Origin of the sequence: Streptococcus sanguinis (assembly GCA_013378335.1) — a bacterium.
In the GTDB taxonomy this organism is placed as follows: Bacteria; Bacillota; Bacilli; order Lactobacillales; family Streptococcaceae; genus Streptococcus; species Streptococcus sanguinis_I.
Window position 1 is genome coordinate 1,262,956 of sequence record CP040556.1, and the last position, 23,599, is coordinate 1,286,554.

General features: G+C 44.2%; 22 protein-coding genes and 1 pseudogene. All 23 read right to left on the reverse strand.

The annotated features are described in order from the left end of the window. Window positions 1-5: 5 nt before the first annotated feature. A complete protein-coding gene (locus FFV08_06690; GenBank protein ID QLB52330.1) occupies window positions 6-1,874 on the reverse strand; it encodes an ABC-F family ATP-binding cassette domain-containing protein in 1,869 nt (622 codons plus the stop codon). Then, complete coding sequence (locus FFV08_06695) at window positions 1,871-3,070, reverse strand: CCA tRNA nucleotidyltransferase (GenBank protein QLB52331.1); 1,200 nt, start codon at window positions 3,068-3,070, stop codon at window positions 1,871-1,873. Before FFV08_06695 ends, FFV08_06690 begins: the two co-directional genes overlap by 4 nt. Further along, window positions 3,067-3,834: a 4-hydroxy-tetrahydrodipicolinate reductase gene (locus tag FFV08_06700; GenBank protein QLB52332.1), complete on the reverse strand. Its 768-nt coding sequence runs from the start codon at window positions 3,832-3,834 to the stop codon at window positions 3,067-3,069. The genes FFV08_06695 and FFV08_06700 overlap by 4 nt, the downstream gene beginning before the upstream one ends. Before the next feature lie 40 nt (window positions 3,835-3,874). Beyond that, window positions 3,875-4,723 carry a DegV family protein gene (locus tag FFV08_06705; protein QLB52333.1) on the reverse strand — a complete coding sequence of 283 codons (849 nt, stop codon included), beginning with the start codon at window positions 4,721-4,723 and terminating at the stop codon, window positions 3,875-3,877. Between the two features lie 2 nt (window positions 4,724-4,725). Beyond that, window positions 4,726-5,100, reverse strand: coding sequence for a DUF1149 family protein (locus tag FFV08_06710; protein QLB52334.1), 375 nt, complete (start codon window positions 5,098-5,100; stop codon window positions 4,726-4,728). Between the two features lie 244 nt (window positions 5,101-5,344). Next, window positions 5,345-6,289 carry an IS30 family transposase gene (locus tag FFV08_06715; protein ID QLB52335.1) on the reverse strand — a complete coding sequence of 315 codons (945 nt, stop codon included), beginning with the start codon at window positions 6,287-6,289 and terminating at the stop codon, window positions 5,345-5,347. Window positions 6,290-6,487: 198 nt separating this feature from the next. Beyond that, window positions 6,488-6,556 (reverse strand): annotated as a pseudogene (locus FFV08_06720) (NUDIX hydrolase). Between the two features lie 6 nt (window positions 6,557-6,562). Next, window positions 6,563-8,524, reverse strand: coding sequence for a PTS fructose transporter subunit IIC (locus tag FFV08_06725; protein ID QLB52336.1), 1,962 nt, complete (start codon window positions 8,522-8,524; stop codon window positions 6,563-6,565). Further along, the gene (gene pfkB / locus FFV08_06730) at window positions 8,521-9,432 is read right to left on the reverse strand and encodes a 1-phosphofructokinase (protein QLB52337.1); all 912 of its coding nucleotides are present in this window, start codon (window positions 9,430-9,432) and stop codon (window positions 8,521-8,523) included. The genes FFV08_06725 and pfkB overlap by 4 nt, the downstream gene beginning before the upstream one ends. Then, complete coding sequence (locus FFV08_06735) at window positions 9,429-10,172, reverse strand: DeoR/GlpR transcriptional regulator (protein QLB52338.1); 744 nt, start codon at window positions 10,170-10,172, stop codon at window positions 9,429-9,431. The genes pfkB and FFV08_06735 overlap by 4 nt, the downstream gene beginning before the upstream one ends. Window positions 10,173-10,340: 168 nt before the next feature. Beyond that, window positions 10,341-11,324 (reverse strand): CPBP family intramembrane metalloprotease, encoded by a 984-nt coding sequence (locus tag FFV08_06740; protein ID QLB52339.1) that lies wholly within the window; start codon window positions 11,322-11,324, stop codon window positions 10,341-10,343. 13 nt (window positions 11,325-11,337) lie between these two features. Continuing rightward, entirely contained in the window at window positions 11,338-11,967 is a 630-nt protein-coding gene (locus FFV08_06745) for a TIGR01906 family membrane protein (GenBank protein ID QLB52340.1), read from the reverse strand. Continuing rightward, window positions 11,960-12,730 (reverse strand): TIGR01457 family HAD-type hydrolase, encoded by a 771-nt coding sequence (locus FFV08_06750; GenBank protein QLB52341.1) that lies wholly within the window; start codon window positions 12,728-12,730, stop codon window positions 11,960-11,962. Before FFV08_06750 ends, FFV08_06745 begins: the two co-directional genes overlap by 8 nt. Before the next feature lie 2 nt (window positions 12,731-12,732). Beyond that, window positions 12,733-13,482, reverse strand: coding sequence for an acyl-[acyl-carrier-protein] thioesterase (locus FFV08_06755; GenBank protein ID QLB52342.1), 750 nt, complete (start codon window positions 13,480-13,482; stop codon window positions 12,733-12,735). A gap of 3 nt (window positions 13,483-13,485) precedes the next feature. Next, complete coding sequence (locus FFV08_06760; protein ID QLB52343.1) at window positions 13,486-14,616, reverse strand: oxygen-independent coproporphyrinogen III oxidase; 1,131 nt, start codon at window positions 14,614-14,616, stop codon at window positions 13,486-13,488. Between the two features lie 138 nt (window positions 14,617-14,754). Beyond that, window positions 14,755-15,558, reverse strand: coding sequence for a pyrroline-5-carboxylate reductase (gene proC / locus FFV08_06765; GenBank protein QLB53282.1), 804 nt, complete (start codon window positions 15,556-15,558; stop codon window positions 14,755-14,757). Window positions 15,559-15,560: 2 nt separating this feature from the next. Continuing rightward, window positions 15,561-16,823 (reverse strand): glutamate-5-semialdehyde dehydrogenase, encoded by a 1,263-nt coding sequence (locus FFV08_06770; GenBank protein ID QLB52344.1) that lies wholly within the window; start codon window positions 16,821-16,823, stop codon window positions 15,561-15,563. 21 nt (window positions 16,824-16,844) lie between these two features. Next, the gene (locus FFV08_06775) at window positions 16,845-17,954 is read right to left on the reverse strand and encodes a glutamate 5-kinase (protein ID QLB52345.1); all 1,110 of its coding nucleotides are present in this window, start codon (window positions 17,952-17,954) and stop codon (window positions 16,845-16,847) included. Window positions 17,955-18,069: 115 nt separating this feature from the next. Then, window positions 18,070-18,966, reverse strand: coding sequence for an RluA family pseudouridine synthase (locus FFV08_06780; GenBank protein QLB52346.1), 897 nt, complete (start codon window positions 18,964-18,966; stop codon window positions 18,070-18,072). Further along, window positions 18,950-19,417 (reverse strand): signal peptidase II, encoded by a 468-nt coding sequence (locus tag FFV08_06785; protein ID QLB52347.1) that lies wholly within the window; start codon window positions 19,415-19,417, stop codon window positions 18,950-18,952. The genes FFV08_06780 and FFV08_06785 overlap by 17 nt, the downstream gene beginning before the upstream one ends. A gap of 3 nt (window positions 19,418-19,420) precedes the next feature. Further along, entirely contained in the window at window positions 19,421-20,323 is a 903-nt protein-coding gene (locus tag FFV08_06790) for a LysR family transcriptional regulator (protein QLB52348.1), read from the reverse strand. A 119-nt stretch (window positions 20,324-20,442) separates the two neighbouring features. Then, window positions 20,443-21,309, reverse strand: a complete 867-nt coding sequence (locus FFV08_06795; protein ID QLB52349.1) for a GNAT family N-acetyltransferase — start codon at window positions 21,307-21,309, stop codon at window positions 20,443-20,445. 255 nt (window positions 21,310-21,564) lie between these two features. Next, complete coding sequence (locus tag FFV08_06800) at window positions 21,565-23,526, reverse strand: peptide ABC transporter substrate-binding protein (GenBank protein ID QLB52350.1); 1,962 nt, start codon at window positions 23,524-23,526, stop codon at window positions 21,565-21,567. Between the last annotated feature and the right edge of the window lie 73 nt (window positions 23,527-23,599).

Below are 23,599 nucleotides of genomic sequence, written 5' to 3' on the forward strand. Positions count from 1 at the left end.
TTCCTTCATCCATCTAACCCACTCAGGTATTCATAGCGCTCGTATTTTTCCAGCAGTTTCTCGTTCTGCTCATCCAGTTCTTGCTGGAGTTGAGATAGGCGAGCAAAGTCCGAGCCATTCTCCTGCATGGCAGCTTCAATCTCAGAAATCCGCGCCTCCAGCGCCTCGATATCAGCCTCAATAGACTCCCACTCCTGCTTTTCAAAGTAGGTCATTCGCTTTCTCTCCTCGCGCACCTTGGCCGATTTTTCCTTTTCCGCCTTTTGGGAAATAGCAGAGCTTTCTGCCAGAAAAGCTTTTTCATCTAAGTAATCTGTGTAATTACCGAAAAATTCTCTAATGCCACCATCTTCGAAAGCCAAAATCTTGCTAGCTACCTTGTCCAGGAAATAACGGTCGTGGCTGACTGTAATAACTGGCCCGGCAAAGCCTTGCAGAAAATTCTCCAAGACCGTCAGAGTCGCAATATCCAAATCGTTGGTCGGCTCATCAAGAAGCAAGACATTGGGCTTTTCCAAGAGAAGCTTAAGTAGATAAAGGCGCTTTTTCTCTCCTCCAGAAAGCTTTTCAATCAATGTTCCATGAGTAGAACGAGGAAAAAGAAACTGCTCCAAGAGCTCTGCAATGGAAGTCGTTCCGCTGCCTATCTTGACCTCCTCAGCCACTTCTTGCAGGTAATTGATGACCCGCTTAGACTCATCCAAGCCCTCAATCTGCTGAGAGAAATAGGCCACTCGGACTGTCTCTCCGATAATGAGCTGACCAGCCTGAGGCTGAAGTTTACTGGCAATCAGATTGAGCAAGGTTGACTTGCCGACACCGTTATCTCCAACAATCCCAATACGGTCCTTGTTCTGGATTAAAAGGCTAAATTGAGAGAGAATTGGCTTCTGATCATAAGAAAAGTCCACATTTTGAAACTCAATGACTTTCTTACCGATGCGACTGGTTTCAAAGTTCATTTCCAGATTACTGTCAGTCGTCTGACCGGCCAAATCTTTCTTGAGGTCATGGAAACGATTGATCCGAGCCTGTTGCTTGGTTGCCCGAGCCTGAGGCTGCCGTCGCATCCAGGACAACTCCTGCTTGTATAACTGCTGTTTCTTATGCAGCAAGGCCGCATCCCGCTCATCCTGCTCAGCCTTGAGACGGACATAGTCTTGATAATTTCCCTGGTATTCAATCAAGCGACCGCCATCCAGCTCAAAAATCCGTGTCGAAATATTATCCAAGAAATAGCGGTCGTGGGTGATGAAAAGCACAGTTTTCTTGGAATTTTTCAAGAAATGGGTCAGCCATTCTATAGTATCAATATCTAGGTGGTTGGTCGGCTCATCCAGCAAGAGTAAATCAGCATCGCCTAAGAGAACCTGAGCCAGCTGAACTCGGCGACGAAGGCCTCCTGATAACTGGCCAACCTTAAGTGACAGATTAGTCAGACCAAGCTTGGACAGGACCGTCTTGACCTGACTTTCGATTTCCCAAGCATGGAGCGAGTCCATCTCGGCCATAACCGCTTCTAGTCTAGACTGTTGACTTTCATCATAAGCTGTCAGGAGCAGCTCATACTCTCGAATCAACTGCATTTCCCGTAAATCACTGGACAAAACAGTGTCAAGCACCGTCTGCTTCTCATCAAAATCAGGCTCCTGAGTCAGATAAGCAATCTTATATCCTGTCTTAGCAGAAACAGGGCTGACATCTCCGTCAAAGCCCGACTTGCCCGACAACACATCCAGCAGCGTTGTCTTTCCAGTTCCATTGACACCAATCAGACCAATCCGGTCTAGGTCATGAATGATAAAGGAAATATCCCGAAAAACAGTCTTATCTCCTACTGATTTAGTTAGCTTGTCAACGATAAAATCGCTCATTTCTTCTCCTTGATATAGGCGTAAATGGTCTCTAGCTCATTAGGTAAGTGGCCATCTACAATAGCATATTCCAACTCTTTCAAAATTTGGCCAAGTTTTGGTCCTGGCTTAAAGCCGAACTCCCGCATCAGCATGCCGCCATTGACCACCATTTCCTGCTTACTATGAATAGTCAGACTGGCATCAAGATTCTGAATTGCAGAGAAATCCACTGGTAGATCTTGCGCCTGCCGAAGCTCTTCTGCTTGTAGCAATAAGTCAATATCATAGTCATAGCAGTCACGTTTGGTCAAGTCTCGTTCTGAGCGAATGGCCGCAATCTCAACCAAATCTTCTACTTTATTAGCAAATTCACGAGAGGTCTTCCATTTTTTTAGAAAGCCTTTAACATTTTGCACATCCAAGGCCAGTAAAAGTGCTGCCCAAGCCTGCTCAGATGCTGAAAAGCGAAAATCCGAATCCAAGTCAAAGAGCCGTTCTAACTTAACTCTACTTCCCTTCAAATCAGGCAAAAATTCTATGGCACCGCTTGTCAAGAGTGCTTCTAAACCCTTGCGCCAAAACGGAGCCAGCAAGAGCTTGTTGAACTCGATAAAAATTCGTTCAACTGAAATCTTTTCCAGCAAGGGAGCACAATCCTTCATAGCTGCAAAAGTATCTTGCTCCAGATTAAAATCCAAGGCAGCTTGAAAACGAAAGCCCCGCATGATTCGCAGAGCATCTTCATTAAAGCGCTCTGCAGCAGTTCCAACTGCCCGCAAAATCCGCTTTTTCAAATCATCCAAGCCTTGGAAAAGATCAATAACCTGACCGTTTTCATCCAAAGCTAGAGCATTGATGGTAAAATCACGTCGCTTGAGATCTTCTTCCAAAGAGCGCACAAAAGAAACCTTGCTGGGCCTGCGGTAGTCCACATAGACATCCTCGGTCCGGAAAGTCGTCACTTCGTATTCACGGTTATTTTCCAGAACCAAGACGGTCCCATGTTCAATCCCTACATCAACCGTCCGGTCAAAGATACGCTTGGTTTCCTCAGGATAGCTAGAGCTAGCTATATCCACATCGTGAATAGGTCGCTGCAAAAGGGCATCACGAACGGAGCCCCCAACGAAATAAGCTTCAAAGCCAGCCGCTTTTATCTTCTCTAATACTGGCAATGCCTCCTGAAATTCAGAAGGCAGAGTTTCTAATCTCATAGTAAATGTTCCAATCCATAGACTAATTCTGAGCGTTTGACAACTTCTTTAATGGCAAGATTAACTCCTGTCATAAAGGAAGCGCGGTCATAGGAATCATGCCGCAGGGTCAATCCCTCTCCCTGGCTGCCAAAGATTACTTCTTGATGAGCAACCAGGCCAGGCAAGCGAACTGAATGGATACGCATGCCATTGAAATCAGCTCCACGAGCGCCAGCTATAGACTCTTCCTCATCAACAGCTCCCTGCTGCTTGCTCGGTCTTACTTGACTGATGAGCTCAGCTGTTTTGATGGCTGTTCCACTCGGTGCGTCCTTTTTCTGGTCATGATGTAGTTCAATGATTTCTACATTTGGGAAATATTTAGCTGCCTGGGCTGCAAACTGCATCAGCAAAACAGCTCCCAAAGCAAAGTTTGGAGCAATCAATCCGCCCAATTCCTTTTCCCTAGACAATGCGATTAACTCTTCCAACTGCTCAGGAGTAAAACCTGTCGTTCCGACCACTGGGCAAAACCCCTGTTCCAGAGCAAAACGAGTATTGTCATAAGCTACTTTTGGGGTTGTAAAATCAACCCAGACATGGGCTTCCAGTCCAGCCAATTCTTCCTTGGCATTGAAGACAGGAACACCAGCCACTTCTTTTTCATCCGTAAAAGGATCCAGCAGTCCAACTAATTCTAGTTGAGAATCTTCTGTCACCATTTTATAGGCTGCTTGGCCCATTTTTCCTTTAAAACCAGCAATAATAACTTTGATACTCATGTTTTCCTCCTTACAGAGACAAGCTCAGTCTTTCAAGCAATCAGATCACGGGAATATATCCCAGTGCAACGCTGCCCTCACCCAAGTGCGTCCCGATGACACTGCCAAAGGTTGCGATAGGAACTTCACTAGCAATACCGCTGTCTAGCAGATTTTGCTGAAGCTCAGCTGCTTTTTCTGGCGCATTGCCATGGATAACCATAATCTGATAAGCACCGCCTGCTGTTCTTTCTTGGACAAGTTCCAGCATACGCTTGATAGCTTTCTTCTCCGTCCGAATCTTTTCAAAAACCTCTATCACACCATGATCGTTAAAATACAGAACAGGCTTGATACTGAGCAGATTTCCCAGAATAGCTGCACCGTTAGACAGGCGTCCTCCTTTGACCAAGTGGTTCAAGTCATCCACCATGATAAAAGCGCTGGTGCCATCTATCTGCTTCTGGACATTGGCTAAAATCGTTTCAAACTCCAGGCCTTGTTCTGCACACTCTAGAGCAGATTGGACCATGATACCGAGCGGAGCGCTAGTAATCTTAGAATCTGAAAAGGCAATTTGCAAACCGTGAAATTCATCTTTCAGATACTGAATATTTTGGTAAAAACCAGAAATACCGCTGGATAGAAAGAGTCCCAGAACATGGGTATAGTCTTTGCCGTCTAGAATGGTGAGAATCTCTTCTAACTCAGCAATGCTAGGCTGACTGGTCTTGGGCAATTCATCTGACTGAGCCATTTTTTCATAAAATTCACTGGCTGTTAAGTTTCTGCCTTCGACATAAGTCTCACCAGCAATCACGACCGGAATATCCAAGACGAAAAGATTTTCATTCTCCAGCAGGGAAGCCGGCAGATAGGCCGATGAATCTGTGATAACCGCTAACTTCATAATTAAAACTCCAAATTAATGCCTGGCAAATCCAGAGCAATTTCTGTCACTTCATAAGTCAAGCGGTTGAGCATGGTTAAGCAAGGCCGAGCTAGCTCTTCTACTTCATCGTGGTCAAATTCACTCGGTTCTTCAATAAGGCGACCGTGAATGTGGTTGGCTTGCGAAATAGTTCCGCTGATAACAAAATTCTCAAAAACAATCATAAAGGTCAAAATCACAATCAATGAAGTTGTGTGAGCTTCAACATCTCTTTTGACCAATTGGAAATTCACATCAACCTTAGTTTCAGGTGTTCCATTTTCTTTTTCCCACTCAAAATTTCGGGCGTCAAAATGGTACTGACTAACAAATTCTTTTTCGCGCTGTATGTTCATTTTTATTCTCCTAAAAATATGCGATAGGCCCATTATACCATATATCGAGCGAAGTTTCCATGCTAAAATTTGCAGGCCTGAAAACACAAAAAAGGAGTCTGGGACAAAAGTCCAACCTCAAATATAAAAAGCGAACAAAACGAGTTTTCTGGTAATCAGAATTCTGCTTTGTTCGCTTTTCGCATTTAATTATAGATTTGAAGGGCTTAATAATTAAGATTTTTAAAAATCCTAAATTGTCAAATTAAGTTAGACTTTTCAAGTAACTCAGAAAAACTTGGTAGGGTGATTGATAATTTAAAGATTTCCTAGGAATTCTATTTCTTTTATCAGCGATAGCTGATAAATAATTTTGAGAAATAGTAGTAAAATCCATTTGTTTCGGTAATCCATTTCGTCTTAATAAGCCATTAGAATGTTCATTGAGGCCTCTTTGACCAGGACAGCCTGGATCCGCAAAGAAAATATCAATGTCATGCGCATTCGAAATAGACTTCCAATTAGAAAATTCTTTCCCACAATCAAAAGTTATCGACTTAAAGAGATGGCTGGGGACTTGCGACAACCATTGATTGATGGAAACCTCAATATCACTTGCTTTCCGTCCATTAGTTTTCAGTGTGATGATGGCTTTTGAGAGGCGTTCTACCAAGGTAATAACCGCACTTTTGTGTTTCTCGCCAACAATGGTATCCCCTTCTAGATGACCAAATTCTGTCTTAAAATTAGGATAAATGGCTGCTCTCTCACGTAAATCTCTGCGAAACGCTTGTTTTCCTCGTTTTTCGCTATGACCATTCGGTTTTCTTTTGCCTTTCCAAGGGAGATCCTCTTTCTTGAAAATACCACGGCCTGCTAGTCGATAGAGAGTTCTCATAGAACAAGAAACCCTATCTGGATAAGTTACTTTAATGACATCAAGGCTCCAATTTTGTTCTAAATGAGTTTGGATAAAATCTTTTTCTGCTTGCGTAAGCCTTGTTTTATTCCTGCCACAGCGATTCTTATTAACTTTATATCGCTTATAGTAATCATAAGCAGAGTGCCCTTCTTTCAGATAGTTGATGACATTGTAGATAGTCTGCTTTGATCTTCCAAGAGCTTTTAGAATATCTGTAACTTTTATACCTTCTTTGTAGTAAGCCTCTATCATTACAAGCTCGTTTGTGGTAAGATGTGTATAGGTCATTTATGTTAGTTCCTTTCAGACAAATGTGGTGTTTATCTGAGCCTAACATAGATGGCTTTTTCTGTCTAGCTTAATTTTACAAATTGGGAATTGAAATCTTTTTGTCCCAAACTCCTCAATTGTCTTTGGATTGTCGAGCAAGACGCAGTGGTTGAGTGGGCTCTACTACGCTGATTTCATCAGCTTTTACAGCCCTACTCAACTGTGCGGAGGTGGGACGACGAAATCGAATTCTAACGAATTACCGATTTCTGTCCCACTCTCTTTTAAATACTATTTTTCAAGTGGTTTGCGCAGGTAACCAAAGATAAGACCGCTGACTACCGCACCAATCAATACATATACCAAGTAAAGGATTGGATTGTTTGTCAAGCCGATAACGAAGATTCCTCCGTGAGGAGCCATGAGCTTGATACCAGACAATCCTACAAGAGCACCTGTAAGAGCAGAACCTACAATAAAGCTTGGAATAGCACGGGCTGGGTCAGCAGCTCCAAACGGAATCGCTCCTTCTGTGATGAAAGACAGACCCATGACAATGTTTGTCAAACCTGAATCGCGTTCTTCTTCAGTGAATTTATTTTTGAAAAGAATTGTTGCTACAAAGACTGCCAAAGGCGGAACCATCCCAGCTGCCATAACCGCTGCCATGACTGGAGAACCACCAGTTGAAACAGTGCTTGCCAGTGTACTAGTACCAAATACGTAAGCAGCCTTATTGACCGGACCACCCATATCGACAGCCATCATACCACCGACTAAGAGACCAAGGAGGACAGCAGAGCTTCCGCTCAGACTTGCCAAGAAATCGTTCAAAGCTGTATTGATTGCTGACATTGGAATATTGACCGCCAACATGATAAATCCAGTCACAAGAACGCCCAGAAGAGGCAAGAGTAAGATTGAACGGATGCCTTCAAGTGAGCGAGGCAGACCTGCAAGAAGCTTGCGAAGGAGAAGGATGATACCACCAGCTAAGAAGCCGCCTACCAAAGCTCCTAGGAAACCAGATGATACACCTGTTAATTCAAGAGTTTTCTGACCGCCTTCAGCATAGGCAACACCGCCAAATGATGCACCGCTGCTTGCAATGGCACCAGCTACGAAACCAGAAACCAGACCTGGCTTTTCAGCGATTGAGTAAGCGATATAACCAGCTAATACCGGCAACATGAAACCAAATGCTGCTGCACCAATTGCTTTAAATTGTGCTGCAATCTCATGGTAGCTTCCTAGATTAGAAAGCTGATCTTTTGGTACACCTAAGATCTGATCCAGCAAGAATGCAATGGCAATCATAATCCCGCCACCAATAACGAATGGCAACATTTGGGAAACGCCGCTCATCAAGTGCTTGTAGAAAGCGCCGCCCAGACTAAGTTTCTCATTACCTGATTCTGCAGCACCGCTACCGTTAGCTGCCTTGTAAACCTCTGCATTTCCTGAAAGAGCCAGATTAATCAATTCTTCAGTCTTACGAATACCGTCTGCAACTGGACGATTAATTAACGGCTTGCCGTCAAAGCGGTTCATTTCTACCGCCTTATCTGCAGCAATGATAACAGCCTTAGCATTTTTGATATCTTCTGCTGTCAGCTTGTTTCCAACACCGCTGGCACCGTTGGTTTCAACCTTAATGCCGACACCCATTTCAGCTGCGACCTTCTGTAAGGCCTCTTGAGCCATGTAGGTATGAGCAATTCCTGTCGTACAAGCTGTTACAGCCACTAAGAAGTCTCCGCCTTCATTGGCAGGTTCGACGACAGCAGGTTCTTCTGCTTTTTCTGAAGCTTGGTCAAAGAGCTCAATCACCTGTTCAGGCGAAGTCACTTGGCGCAGTTTATCCGCAAAACCATCCTTCATCAGGTATTGAGACAATTCAGCTAAGGCAGCCAAGTGAGTATCGTTAGCACCTTCTGGAGCTGCAATCATGAAGAAAAGATCAGTTGGCTGGCCATCCAAACTTTCATAATCTACGCCTTTATTTGACTTGGCAAAAAGTACAGTCGCTTCTTTCACTGCAGTATTTTTGCTATGAGGCATAGCAATTCCGTCACCCAAGCCTGTAGAAGTCAAGGCTTCACGAGCCAAAATCCCTTCTTTGAAAGTCTCAAAGTCTGTCACATAGCCATGATCCACTAGGCTTTGAATCATTTCTTCGATAACAGCTTTTTTCTCTGTTGCCTGCAAGTTTAGCAACATCACATCTTTTCTTAGTAAGTCTTGAATTTTCATATTTTTTCTACCTCTACTTTTTCATAGATTTCTTTTATGTACTCAGCTGTTGCCAAATCATCTGAGAAGGTGGTTGCCGTTCCGCAGGCCACTCCCCATTTGAAGGCTTGAATAACATCACCAGAGCGGACAAACTCTCCAGTAAATCCAGCCACCATAGAGTCGCCAGCACCAACAGAATTTTTCACGTTGCCCTTGATAGGTTTGGCGAAGTAAACACCCTCTCTAGTTACCAGCAAGGCCCCGTCGCCAGCCATGGAAATAATCACATGTTGGGCACCCTTGTCTAAGATTTGACGGGCATAACTCTCAATCTGATCCAAACTTTCGAGCTTGACTCCAAAAATATCACCTAGCTCGTGATTGTTAGGTTTGACCAAGAGCGGCTCAAACTCTAAAGAATCCAGCAGCGTCTGACCTTCAAAGTCGCAGACGACTTGTGCTCCTGTCTTTCTGGTCAGACCGATCAACCTCTTGTAGACAACATTTCCTAAATTTTTAGGACTGCTGCCAGCGAAGACTACTGTATCTTCTGAAGTCAGAGAAGAAAGAAATGACTCCAGCTCTTCTAGTTTCTGACTGGAAATTTCTGGACCTGATCCGTTAATCTCTGTCTCAGCATCTGCTTTAATCTTGACATTGATACGAGTATCCTGCTCAACCTCTACGAAATGGCTGGAAATCCCTTCCTCTTTCAGAGTATCTGTGATGAACTTGCCAGTAAAACCACCGATAAAGCCAGTCGCTGTATTCTCAATACCTAGACGTTTGAGAACTCGGCTAACGTTGATACCCTTCCCGCCAGCGAATTTGTCGTCACTGTCCATCCGATTGACGCTTCCAATAAGGACCTTGTCCAGACGGACAATATAGTCGATGGAAGGGTTTAGTGTGACAGTATAAATCATACTTCAATCACCTCCGTTTTTTCTTTGAGCGCTTGAATCACTTCTGATTCATTTTGATTAGTAATAATGCTTGCTTTGGCAAGAGGAGCGACCTTTACAAAGGATGTCTGTCCTAGTTTAGAAAGATCAGCCAAGACATAAGTCTTCTTGGCATTCTCCAAAATCGCTCTTTTGACAGCTCCTTCCTCCATATCTGGAGTGGTAAAGAAGCCATTGTCAATGCCATTCATTCCAATAAAGGCCTTATCGAAATTCAACTGACCGATTTGATTTAGGGCAACACCGCCAATGCTGGCATCCGTTGAACGCTTGACCTTTCCGCCGATAATGACTGTCGGGATATTGCGCTCCACCAACTTGGTCGCATGGTGAATGGAGTTGGTGACGACTGTCACTCTTGGATCATGCAGCTCATTGACTAAGAGCTCATTGGTTGTCCCCGCATCAATAAAAATCACATCATGCTCTTGAATCAAGCTTGCTGCCATCTTGGCAATAGCTGTCTTTTCTTGAATGCTTTTGATAGATTTTTCCTGATTACTCTCCTCTTCCTGCAGAAAATGAAAGCTTTCGGCCCCACCATGAACTCGTCGCAGTTTATGCTCGCTCTCCAGTTCATCCAAATCTCTTCTGATAGTTGATTCTGAAGTGTTTAAAGCATGTACTAGATAGTCTAAAGAAACAAATTTTTCTCTTATGACTGTCTCTAGAATAACCTGCTTTCTTTCCGACTTCAGCATAAAGCACCTCCTTTGGAATCGTTTACGATTATTATTATACCTCTTTATTTTTCAATGTCAAGCGTTTTCTGTCAAAAACTTTCAAATTCTATCTTTTTACCGAACAAAAAAGAGCTGGACCATGTCCAACCCTTTCATATCATTGCATAGCTGCCAAATAAAAGGCAATTAGCTATTATTGATCAAGGATACAATATAGGCTGCCATAACAGGCAGAAAAGTTCCAAGAAAAGTAAACACAACCAAAACCCAGAACCAGACTGATTTAAAAGCCTGTCGGTAGGTCCCTGGGAGCGAACGATTGGCATCAATGTATTCCTTAAATTTTGGCCATTTCAAGATTAAGAGCAAGAGAAATACTGTGCTGCCAGCAATTAATAGGCCGTAAAAAAAGATGTTAACAATCGTCTCCGGAGCTCTTTTTGAAAGAAAAGCTAAACCTTCTGCTATGACAAAGTTATTGATAGCATGAAACACGATAGACCAGATAATCGAATACTCAAAAGCGATATAGGCAAGCCCCAACCCGATAAAACTAGCAAAATAAAGCTGATATAGATTTTCGTGAAAAAGGCCAAATAAAATCGAAGTCAGAAGAATGGCAAAAATCTTTCCATGCTTCTCTAACGCTCGCAAACCAGCACCTCTGAAAATAATTTCCTCCGTAACTGGAGCCATCAAAGATGAATAAATCAGCATAGTCAGTGTCTCAGAACCGCCGCTCCCTGATTCCATACTAGATAGGTCTATATTGAAGAGTTGCATGATAGCCTCCATGAGCTGATTGACAACAGCTGTGAATAATTGGGCAAATAAAAGGAAGCTAATCATGTAAAAGAAAACTTTAGGAGTCATCTTCCGTCCTTTACGACGAAGGTCATATTTGAAGAGCTGCTTTCCTCGAGACACTGTAAAAGTAAGAACACCAAGGCAGGAAGCTAGAATATAGGCTCCACCGTCCTTTTCCATGAATTTGGTGACAATGTCTTGCGTCTTCTGAATATCCATACCTTGTCCAGGTAAGACGATAAAAAAAGCTGCTAACACGTAAAAGAAAACAGCAGCAACCATGACCCATAAATAAGTAAAGCAAGTCGCTGAAAATCGTCCTAGATCTTTTTTAGGGTTTAAAGGTTCGGGTATATAATACATAAAATCTCCTATATTAAATTTGCTTTTTACCCTTTCTGCTCAAGAAATACAAGGTCAAAAAGATTCCCTCGTAAAGAAGAGCGAAAAGAATAAAGGCATGCATAAAAAATTCTTCTGGCAGAATCCAAATAACTGGATCCTTGGCCGGGTCAAACATCCAGGTATTGTCTCCAGCAAAGAGAACTTGATGAAAGAGTGTAAAAAAATTATTAAAGCCAATCAGAAAGGCCAGTCCAGCTAGAACGAGCGGCAAAAGGCTGATCACTAGAAAAGCCCGTCTGTAGAGACCTAAAAATCCCTTTTTGACTACTTTTTTGATAAAGAAGATAAAGGCCGGCAAAGTTATTAGAAAAATAGCTTGCGCCAAGTGAAAAAGATACTTGACCGCCTGAAAATGATGCAGCCCTGCTGCTGACGAGCGAAAATCCGGCATCGCCAGTTTCTGACTAAAAGGATTGGTCAGGTAATTCATCAAAATGTTGAAATTATACTGGATAGTATCAGCCTTCAGATGCACCTTATCGGACAACCTGAAATAAGAAATCTCCATTGGGTATAAGAGCCAAGCCAGATAAATGGTTAGCAATATTGCTGCTGCCAACAAGCACAAGACGCTTGCTGAAAATCTTACCTTATCACGCATCGAAGTCCCACTCCGCTAGACTGGACAAGACATGCGTCGGCTGGATTGGCAGATTGGGCACTTCTTCTGGCAAGGTAAAGCCTGTCGTAACCAAGAGGGTCGGAATGCCATTGTCGATTCCCGCTCGAATATCTGTCAGGTAGTTATCACCGACCATGACCACTTCCTCACGCGCCAGTCCTAAATGCTCTATGGCTTTTTCCATGATGATGGCATTTGGCTTGCCGATAAAGGTCGGCTCAACCCGAGTAGCTGCTTCCAAGAGGGCGTTGATAGCACCCGCTCCCGGCTGCAGACCTCGCTCCGTTGGAATATTGAGATCAGGATTGGTCCCGATAAAGTGAGCACCTTTTTGAACGGCCAGAGTCGCTATTGTCAGCTTCTCATAGTCCACTTCCCAGTCCAGACCCACTACAACATAGTCAGGATTTTCTATATCCTCTATATATCCAGCTTCTTCAATGGCATGTTTAAGTCCGACATCTCCGATAACGTAGACTTTCTTGCCCAGATTTTTCTCCTGCATATAATCAATGGTAGCTAAAGTAGCTGTGTAAATAGTCTCAAGTGGCGTCTCAATATTAAAATTTTCAGCCAGCATGGTCTGCACTGCTTCTGGAGTGCGAGTAGTGTTATTGGTCACGAAAAGATAGGGAATCTTGCGCTTTTGTAACTCATGCACAAAAGCTTCACCAGCCGGAATCCGACTCTTGCCCTTATAAATCGTCCCGTCTAAATCAATCAAATATCCTTTATAAGTCATTTCTACTCTTCCTCATTCTCTTGTTTAAACTCTTGCCAGGTCACTAAAGCCTGAGCATTGACTTCACCATCACTGGAAATTTGGTGATTGCTCTGGAGACCTTCTAGGTCATAGCTAGAAGCAATCATGCCGCCCGGACGGACTTCCTTGACATACTTGAGATGGACTTTCTTGGGAATGTGCCGGGTGAGGAAATCTGCTCCCATAACCTCAAAGATCCAGTCCAGATACTTGCTATTATTGACATGGCCATTCATATCCAAGTCGTAAAAGCGTACATGGTAGTCCTTGCTGACAGGATTTTCCAAGTCTGGATACTTAGGACCGCGCAGTAATTTCTTGGAAAACTCAGATTGATATGGCGCTACAATCTCCGGATCAACGGCACGAACCTTGCGGCTATCCCGGTCCATGAGAACAAAGGTTGCCATCATCTGAATAATGGCTTCACCCGCTTCATCAAAAATTGTGAAGCGACGGTAGCAAAAGAGTCGATTGTAGGTCAAAGCTTCTGTTTCAATGGTAATTTCCTCTGCAAATCGCGGCAGTCGTGTCACATCAATATCATAGTCCGTGATAATCCAGACAAGGTTATGCTGCTCCAGCATATCCTTGTCACTGACGCCAAGCTCGATCGACTGCATCCCCGATACCTGCAAGGACAGCAGGATAACATCCGGCAGCTTGATATGGCCATTCATATCTGCCATATCAAAAGGAATTTTCATTTTCATTTGATAAGTTAAGCCCATGATTTACTCCAATATAAATTTCTCAGCAACCGTATCGCCCAAAAAGAGGCCTTGTTTGGTCATGCGCACGATATCTCTGTCTGGCACTAGCAAGCCCTGCTCAGTCAGCTCAGACACAACAGCTCCGTACTGGCCTTCAAAGGAAAGACCGAATTTTTCCTCGAAGCGCTTTTTAGAAACACCTGACTTCTTGCGCAGTCCTAGAAACATTTCTTCTTCCATCTTTTCGTTCAGCGTCAGCACTTCTTCCTGTACTCGCGCATTGCCCGCTTCAACCGCCTGCAGATAATGACGAATCGGCCCGTGGTTTTTATAGCGAACACCATCGACATAGCCAGACGCTCCCGCTCCAATACCATAATACTCCGCATTGTCCCAGTACATGAGATTGTGGCGGCTCTCAAAGCCTGACTTGGAAAAGTTGGAAATCTCATAATGCTCGAAGCCGGCCTTTTCTAGCTCAGCTATAATGTAGTCAAACATCTCTGCTTCTAAATCTTCCTTGGGCAGAGGCAGCTTTCCTCGTCGCATCCGATTCATAAAGACCGTATGATTTTCCAAAATCAAGCTGTACAAACTCATGTGGGGAATGTCCAGGGCAATAGCCTTGGCTACATTGGTTTTCACATCTTCCATGGTCTGCTTGGGCAGGGCATAAATCAGATCAATCGAGATATTATCAAAACCTGCTTTTTTGAGATTGGCAATATTCTCGTAGATGTCCTTTTCCAAGTGACTGCGGCCAATTTGCTTAAGCATGCGGTCATTGAAAGTCTGTACGCCCAGCGAAACCCGATTGACAGGCGAGGCTTTGAGTACAGCAATCTTCTCCTGATCCAAATCCCCGGGATTGGCTTCAATGGTCAGCTCTTCAAGATAAGACAAGTCCAGCTTGTCCGTTAGCTTTTCCAACAAAAAGGCTAATTGAGGCGCAGATAGAGCTGTCGGAGTCCCTCCACCGATATAGAGGGTACGGAGCTTTTTGATATCGTAAGAATCATACTCCTCAATCAAATGATCCAGATAAGAATCTACCGGCTGGTTTTTGATAAAAACCTTGGAAAAATCGCAGTAATAACAAATCTGAGTACAAAAAGGAATATGCACATAAGCAGAAGTCGGTTTGGTTTGCATAGTACTTATTATACCACAGTTTTAAAGAGAGGACTTATTTGATTCTCAAACAAAGGAAAAAAGAGTGAGCCTGCAAAGACAAAAATTATCCTCGCAAGTCACACCCTTTCCTATAATTCAAAAAATCAAAGATCTAAATCACTTCCTCCCCAACTCCTGCGTCCTCTTGTAGGCAGCTTGAACGGCATCCATGACTGTTCCTCGAAAGGCATTTTCTTCCAGACTGGCTACCCCAGCGATGGTCGAACCGGCCGGACTGCAGACCTGGTCTTTGAGTTGAGCCGGATGTTTCCCACTGACCTGACTTAGCTTGGCAGCACCCAAGAGGGTCTGATTGGCTAGCTGCAGGGATATATCGCGACTGAGTCCTGTTCGGACACCCGCATCAGCTAAAGCCTCTATAAAGAGATAGACGAAAGCTGGTCCACAGCCAGCAAGGGCCGTGGCAGCATCCAACTGCTTTTCCTCTAGTTTGACTAAAAGGCCAGCAGAAGACAGAAGTTCCCACAACAAGTCTTCATCCGCTTGATTCGCCTGCTGGGATAAGCTATAGGTAACAACCCCCTCACCTACAGCTACCGGTGTATTAGGCATTATCCGAATCCAACGATGGTGGCTAGGTGTCAATTTTTCTAATATTTCCAAGGTCAGACCAGCAGCCATGGAAACCAGCAAAAGAGATTCCCGTTTTTCTAGAACTTCCTGATATTCAGTCAGCAAGTCAGCAAATTGAGCTGGTTTGATTCCCAGAAAAATCACCTCTGCCTGAGCAAAAACTTCTTTATTACTGACCGGCTGCCCACCAACTTCCGCAGCAATCTTTTCAGCCTTTTCACGACTGCGATTGGCTAGTAGTAATTCGCTTCTAAATCTTTCATCTTGGGCAACTAGACGGGCTAAACTGCCGCCCATATTTCCCAGACCGATAAATCCAATTTTCATCATTATTTCCTCACTTGACCAGTCCCTTGGATGACGTACTTATAGCTGGTCAGCTCTTTCAGCCCCATAGGACCTCTAGCATGCAATTTTTGAGTAGAAATCCCCATTTCGCAGCCAAGGCCAAATTGACCGCCATCTGTAAAGCGGGTTGAAGCATTGACATAAACTGCTGCGCTATCCACCTGCTCTGTGAAGTAAGCTGCCGCTGCATCGTTCTCCGTCACAATGGCATCCGAGTGATGGGTGCTGTGAGCTTCAATATGCTCCACCGCTTCTTCCAGCGAAGAAACCAGCTTGACCGCTAAGATATAGTCCAAAAATTCGGTGTCAAAATCTTCCGATTTAGCTTGTGTTCCAGAGATATATTGAGCTGCATTCTCATCCAAACGTAATTCAACAGGGTTTTCTTGCGCAACATCACGATCTGTCACCAGCATCTTCTGTAAACGTGGTAAAAATTCAGCTGCAATTTCTTCATGGACCAGCAATACTTCCATAGCATTGCAGACAGAAGGGCGACTGGTCTTGGCATTCTCAATAATGGCCAAGGCCTTGTCTTGATCAGCATCCTTATCTACATAGACATGGACGATTCCAGTACCTGTCTCAATAACCGGCACAGTCGCATTTTCCACGACCGCCTGAATCAGTCCGGCGCCACCACGAGGAATGAGCAAATCCAGATAGCCCTTGGCCTTCATCATAGCCTGGGCTGAAGCCCGACTGGTATCAGAAACCAACTGGATACAATCCGGCGAAATCTCCGTCTGAGCTAAGCCTTTTTTTAAAGCTGTGACAATAGCCAGCGCTGTCTGATAGGCATCCTTTCCACTTCTGAGAACGACTGCACTACCACTTTTTAGAGCCAGAGCCGCAGCGTCAGAAGTGACATTAGGCCGGCTTTCGTAGATAATCCCAATCACGCCCATGGCCACCCGCTGTTTACTGATGACAAGGCCGTTCTCAAGCTCGGTCCTTTCCAAGACTTGCCCTACAGGATCCTCTAAGTCAATCAGCTGACGAATCCCCTCTGCCATAGCCGCAATCCGCTCCTCATCCAGATAGAGGCGATCCAGCATCACATCTGAAATCTTACCTTTAGCTGCGGTCATATCCGCTTCATTGGCTGCTAAAATATCCGCACGAGAAAGCCAGAGCTGCTTTGCCATTTCTTCCAAAGCATGGTTTTTCTCAGCCGTTGTGGCCGTATTGATTGTCTTCTTGACTTTCTGAATCTTTTCAAAAATTGCTTGTGTTGAGGTCATCGCTTCTCCTTTCCTCATCTTCTAAAATTCTGCAAATAAATCATTCAACTCCGGTGTCAGAGAAATCCAGTCATCCCGATGAATGACGACACCTTTAGGTTTATTGGACTTGAGCATATCTTTAAGAGCTGACTTGCCAAAACGCACGCGCCCTTTACCAAGAATAGCTCCACTGCCTTCTTCATAAACAGTCACCGTATCCTGATAGGAAAAGCTCCCCGATACAGATACAAGACCGGATACCAACAAACTTTTCCCCTTATTTCTGAGAGCGTCGGCTGCTCCTTGATCTACATAGATTTCCCCTTGACTTTTAGCATAGAAAGCCAGCCATTGCTTCTGCGTTTTTAGACCTTTTTCCTGGGCTAGAAAGAGGCTGCCATCCTTGGTTTCCTCCACAGCTTCCAGCAGAGCATCAGTCTTGAGTGAGGAGCAGATATAGACCGGAACACCAGACATGGTCGCAAGCGTCGCTGCCTTGATCTTTGTCAGCATGCCGCCAGTGCCATTGCTCGTTCCCGCACCGCCTGCCATATCAATCAGCTCAGAGCTAATCCTCTCAATCTTTTCAAGCCGGCGTGCATCTGGATTGGTAGAGGGATTGGCTGTGTACAGTCCGTCTACATCTGTCAGAAGTACCAAGAGATCCGCCTGAACCATAGCCGCTACCTGCGCACTCAGTGTATCATTATCCCCGACCTTGAGTTCCTCAATGGCCACCGTGTCATTTTCATTGATGATAGGAATAGCTCCACGATTCAGCAAGACAGACAAGGCCTGATGGGCGTTCTTGTAACGCCGCTTATCTGCAAAATCATCCTGGGTCAAAAGAATCTGAGCAGAAATGATTTGCTTCAAAAGAAGATTGGTTGTATATTCCTCCAAAAGCAAACCCTGTCCAACAGCAGCTGATGCCTGTTTATCCGCTACCTTAGTCGGTCGCTTTTTAAAGCCCAGAGAAGAAAAACCTGCTGCAATGGCTCCTGATGAGACCAAGATCAACTCATGTCCCGCCTCATGCAAGAGAGCCAACTGCCGAGTAATTTCCTTTACTTTGGCGCGTGACAGACTGCCATCTGAGTTTGTCAATGACGAAGTCCCCACCTTAAATACGATTCGCTTTGCTTTCATTTCCTTTTCCTTCACTGCTAGATTGTCTTATTATACCACGATTTACGGAAAATAAAAACGACCGCGATTGAGACGGTCAGAGAAAAATTTGTATTTTAACAATGAACAAACCTACCTATTCTTGTCGCAATTTCTCCAAGGTTTCTTGGAAAACGGCTGGCGCTTCAGCTGTAAATTCCAGCACTTCACCAGTTCGAGGATGGGTAAAGCCCAGCGTTCGCGCGTGCAAAAACTGTCCATGTCCTTTTAAGGTCTTACGCGGTCCATAAACTTCATCACCAGCTACTGGATGACCAATATAGGCCATGTGGACGCGGATCTGATGAGTCCGTCCCGTTTCCAGTTGAAGCTCAACCAGAGTATAGTCACCAAAACGTTCCAAGACTTGGAAACGCGTCAGAGCCGGCTTGCCTTTTGCCGTCACAGTCTGCTTCTTGCGGTCCTTTTCACTGCGGCCAATCGGTGCTTCAATCACTCCACGGTCATTAGGCAGATTTCCATGAACAATAGCCCAATATTTGCGAAGGGATTTCTTATCCTTGAGCTCATCAGCCAGAGCCACATGGGCTTGGTCATTTTTTGCTATCATCAGAAGTCCTGAAGTGTCCTTGTCAATCCGATGGACAATCCCCGGCCGGAGAACTCCATTGATTCCGGACAGGTCTTTGATGTGGTACATAAGGGCGTTGACTAGCGTACCGCTGGTATGGCCTGCAGAAGGATGGACCACCATGCCCTGAGGTTTATTAACGACTGCCACATCCTCATCTTGATAGATGATTTCTAGCGGAATATCCTCTGCCACATATTCGACTACTTCTGGTTCAGGCAGTTCATAGGTGATGACATCGCCTTCTTTGACAGCGTATTTGGCTTTTTTGGCTTGTCCATTGACCAAAATCTGGCCGTCCTTAATCTGTTCATTAGCCAAGCTCCTTGACAGGTCTGTCAGCTCTGCCACCGCCTTGTCCAATCGCTGACCAGCTACCGAGGCATCAATTCTTACTTCCATCTTTTTCTTCCTTCAAAATCATCAGCAGTAAAATAGCCACACCAAAGGTCAGATACATATCTGCTACATTGAAAATAGCAAAATTAATAAAATCTAACTGAAACATGTCCACAACAAAACCTTGACGTATCCGATCAATAAAGTTCCCTAAACCGCCAGCAATCACCAAGGTCAGCCCAGACAGCATCCACTTTGAGGCATGGAGGTGCTTGATGAGGTAGTAAACAGCTCCGCCGATGACCAAAAATGTCACCAAAGTAAAGAGCCATTGCTGGTTTTCCAGCATGGAAAAGGCTGCGCCGGTATTCTGAAGATAGGTCAGACTCACCAGATGCGGAATGAAACTCTTGACCTGCCCCAGCTTAAAATCGCTGACAATATGTAACTTGACCAGCTGGTCCAAAGCAATAAGAACCAAGACTGCAAAAGGAATAATAATTTTTCTTTTCATACTTTATTTTTTCTGCGCAAAATACTCTTTCATAACTGATACGAAGTCTTCTCCGACCTGAGTCAACTCCACATCTTCACGCTTGACATAGACCATGTGGTTGTCCAAGTTGTCACGAAGCTTGATGACGGTAATACCATTTACACTATTGCTGTCCAAAAAGCCAGATCCAGTCGCATAAGCATCAGTCCGCTCCAAAATCCCATTCAAAGTCGCTCGGTCCGTCACATTAAACATCTGGGAACTGGCACTGGTATCGACAAAGTTCTCTGAATAATAGAGATACTCGTCCTTTTCCTGGGTGAAGCGAACAGTCGGCAGAGCAGCCAAATCTTCCATGACTAGCTCATTTTTTTGAGTCAGAGGATGATCTTCCCGCAGGTAAATGTGAGTCTGAAAAGGAATTAGCTCCACTACTTCCAAGCCTAGCTTTTCCACCCGCTGCATAATGCCTTTGGTATTCTGATTATTGAGGTAGATAATGCCAATTTCACTGTGGCCTTGCGCGACTTCGTCTAGGATCTGCACAGTTGTTGACTCAAAAATCCGGAAGTTCTTATACTCAGGATAGGTCTGAGAAAATTGTGTAATCAAAGGCGGCAGAAAATCATAGTGCTGGCTGGCAATTGAAAACTCATCCCGCTCCTCCTCAGGATTTGCATATTGATTTTGAAAAACATCAAAACCCTTGACCAAGTCTTGAGCTTTTTCATAAAACTCCATTCCTCGGCGAGTCAGAAAAGTACCACTGCTGGTCCGACGAAAAATCTTGAAGCCCAGCTCCTTTTCCAAATCACGGACAGAGATAGACAGACTAGGCTGGCTGACATACATTTTTTCCGCAGCTTCTCGAAAGGTCCCACTGTTAGCAATGGCAACCACATAACGCAATTGTTGAATATTCATAACATTTTCCTTCTTTACATATCGTCTCATTATACCATAAACAAAGGCAGAACAAAAGAAACCAGCCGTAAGAAGCTGGTTTCTCCTTTTAAGTTAATGAGCAATCTGAGAAAAATTTGCTATTTTTCTTTTAGATAAACAACCTCTGTCATCTCTTTGAAGCCTAGCTTTTTATAGAGTTTCAAAGCTCGGGCATTCTGCTTTTCTACGACAATCTGAAACTCCTGTCCATTTAGCTCATTCAAATCCTGCATACTTGCAAGCAAGAGATAGCTTCCTAGCCCCTGACCCTGAAAATCTTGATCAACCGCCAATCCAAAGAAATAATTGGTCCCAAAATCCGTATCAACTGATACTGAAGCCACAACCCGACCATCTTTTTTCAGGATATAGAGCAAGCTGGATGCGCTGCTGACGGCTTCTCTGGCATATTTCAAAGCAACATCTAGCAGTGTCTCAAAGACTTGGGACTGAAAGTCTGCAATCTCCTCTGCTAAGTCCAAACTTCCCTGCAAGACCTCTATCCCTTCTTTTTCTTCCAGAGGAAAAGTTTGAGCAGGCTGTGCCAGCCAGATTTCTGATTCATCCTCTTGGTAATCAAATCTCCGAGCATAATCAGGTTGATCGTTCAAAAAGGCCCGCTCTGCTACATACTCAATCTCGGTCAAAGCGTACTTATCTGCCACTTTTCTAAAAGCAGCTAGGAGCTGATTAGCTACACCCTGACGGCGATACGACGGTAGAACATAGAGAGACACCTCTGCTTGACCGGGTTCATCCGCGTAGACAGATAAAAAGCCGATGGTTTGACCATCCATCTCAGCCAAGAAGAAGGCTGGCATTTCAGGAACTGCATTATAATTATTATCCAGATAGGGCAGTCGATAGCCTCCGTCTGCCTTATTACACTCTTGAACTAATTCAAACAATGCCTGCTTTTCTTTCTCAGGTAATGCACTATAAATACTTATCTGCATCTGTCTCACTTCTTTCCAGTATTTCTTTCTATTTTACTACAAAAACCCTAGTCAAGTCATTCAAAAAGGGACTGGGACAAAAGTCCTAGCCTCTCAATTGTCTTTGGATTGTCGAGCAAGACGCAGTGGTTGAGTGGGCTCTACTACGCTGATTTCATCAGCTTTTACAGCCCTACTCAACTGTGCGGAGGTGGGACGACGAAATCGAATTCTAACGAATTACCGATTTCTGTCCCACTCTCAATCTCGCTAAGTGAATCGTTTTTATTTTTCAACGTGGTCAGCAAGTTCTTCCTGGGCTTTTTTATTTGCCGCAGTAGCTTCTTCTTTCCATTTTTTCTTAGCCGCTTCGTATTCTTTGGTCGTTACAACATCCTCCTGAAGCTGGGTCAGCTTGAAGTTGTAGGCTGAACCCTTGACACCAACTGGTGAGTAGGCCTTTGTAAATGGCACTGATTTAGTAACAGACGGTGTTGCTCCTTGTGAAACAGTCGGGATAATCAAGCCACTATCTAGCAACCAGGCTTCCGCTTCTGCATACTTTTCGTAACGCAGCTGCACATCATTGGTTTCAGCATTAGCTTCTTCCAGCATCTTGGTATAAGTATCCAAGCCTAGCTCTTTAATCTTATCATTATCTTGACCTGGTTCAAATCCAAAGTTTTGCAAGCTTCCACCGTTCTTGATATTAAGAGTATCAAGGTAAGTAGAAGGATCTTGGTAGTCACCTACCCAGCCACCGGTAGACATATCATAGTCTTTTTGAGCAGCAGAGTTAGCAAAATAAGTGATATTATTAAGATCGTCTGTGCTCATCTTTTGCAGGTCAATGACGACATTTTCCGCTCCAAGAGCCGATTCGATTGACTGCTTGGTTGAGCTAGCCCATTGAACACCAATCGTGCTAGACTGATCCACTGGCATATCTAAGTGAATCGGGAATTCAACTCCCTTAGCCTGCAAGGCTTGCTTCGCTTCTGCAAATTTCGCCTTAGCTTTTTCCGGATTGTAGTAAGGATCTTGAGCGTCAGAAAGGTCAATTCCTTGCCATTGGCTGCCATAATTAACTAATTTTTCCCCAACAACGGTTCCAAAATCCTTGTCGCCAATTTGGACAAAGCTAGGCGGTACCAAGGTATTTCTCAAGACCTTAGTCGCTCCGTCTTCACCATTTCCTTGCGCACCATAAGATGTACGGTCAAAGGCAAAGTTGATAGCCTGACGGAAGTCTTTGTTCATGATTGCTTCGTTAGTGGCAGATTTTTGAGCGTCTGTTGTTTTAGAAGTATGATTGTAAGACTGACGGTTGTAGTTGAAATTATAGTAATAAGAAGTAGAATCCTGCGGGCTGTAAACGATATTGTCCGCGTACTTCTTCTTGACTGAAGCAAAGCCCGAGCTATTCGGATAGAGACGAGCTGTGCTGTAAACGCCATCGCTGAAGTTACGAATCAGCGCTTCCTGATCATTTCCATCATAGTAGGTCAGCTTGATGCTATCCAAAGTCACATTGTCTTTGTCATAATAGTTTTGGTTCTTGACAAATTCCATCACAGACTTGGAAGTCAGAGACTTGAGCAAGTAAGGACCGTTATAGAGGATGCTAGACGGCTTGACAGAGCCAAAATTGCTTCCTTCTGCTTTCAGAAACTCCTCATTGACTGGGAAAAGAATCGTGCTGGTCGTTTTAGAGTTCCAGTAAGGCTCAGGGCGAGCCAGAGTGTATTGCAGGGTATGGTCATCAATAGCCTTGACACCAACATTGTCAAAATTCTTATCTTCACCCTTGATATAAGCATCCAAGCCCTTCACAGAGTCCTGAACGAGATAAATAGCTTCAGAATTTTCATCTGCTGCATACTTCAAGCCAGTCACAAAGTCCTGAGCCTTTACTTCTGCATATTCTTCACCATCGGATGTGTACCATTTAGCATCATCACGCAGCTTATAAGTATAGGTCAGACCGTCCTTAGAAACTGTCCATGACTTGGCGATTGAGGGAATCAGGTTCCCGTACTTGTCATTTTCAAAAAGCCCATCGACCAGGTTGGAAATGACATCACCTGTCGTTGCACGGTTTGTAGTAAGATAGTTCAAGCTGTCAGGGTCTGAACTATAAACGTAAGTATAATTATTTGTGCTAGATGAAGACCGGCTACAAGCTGTCAGCAATAGCCCGGCACTCAGTGCAACTCCAGTCGCAATCAGCCACTTTGATGCTTTCATGGATAGAACCTCCTTTGATGTTACATTTTATAACATGAACTATTATACCAAAAAACGTATAAAAAGTAAATAG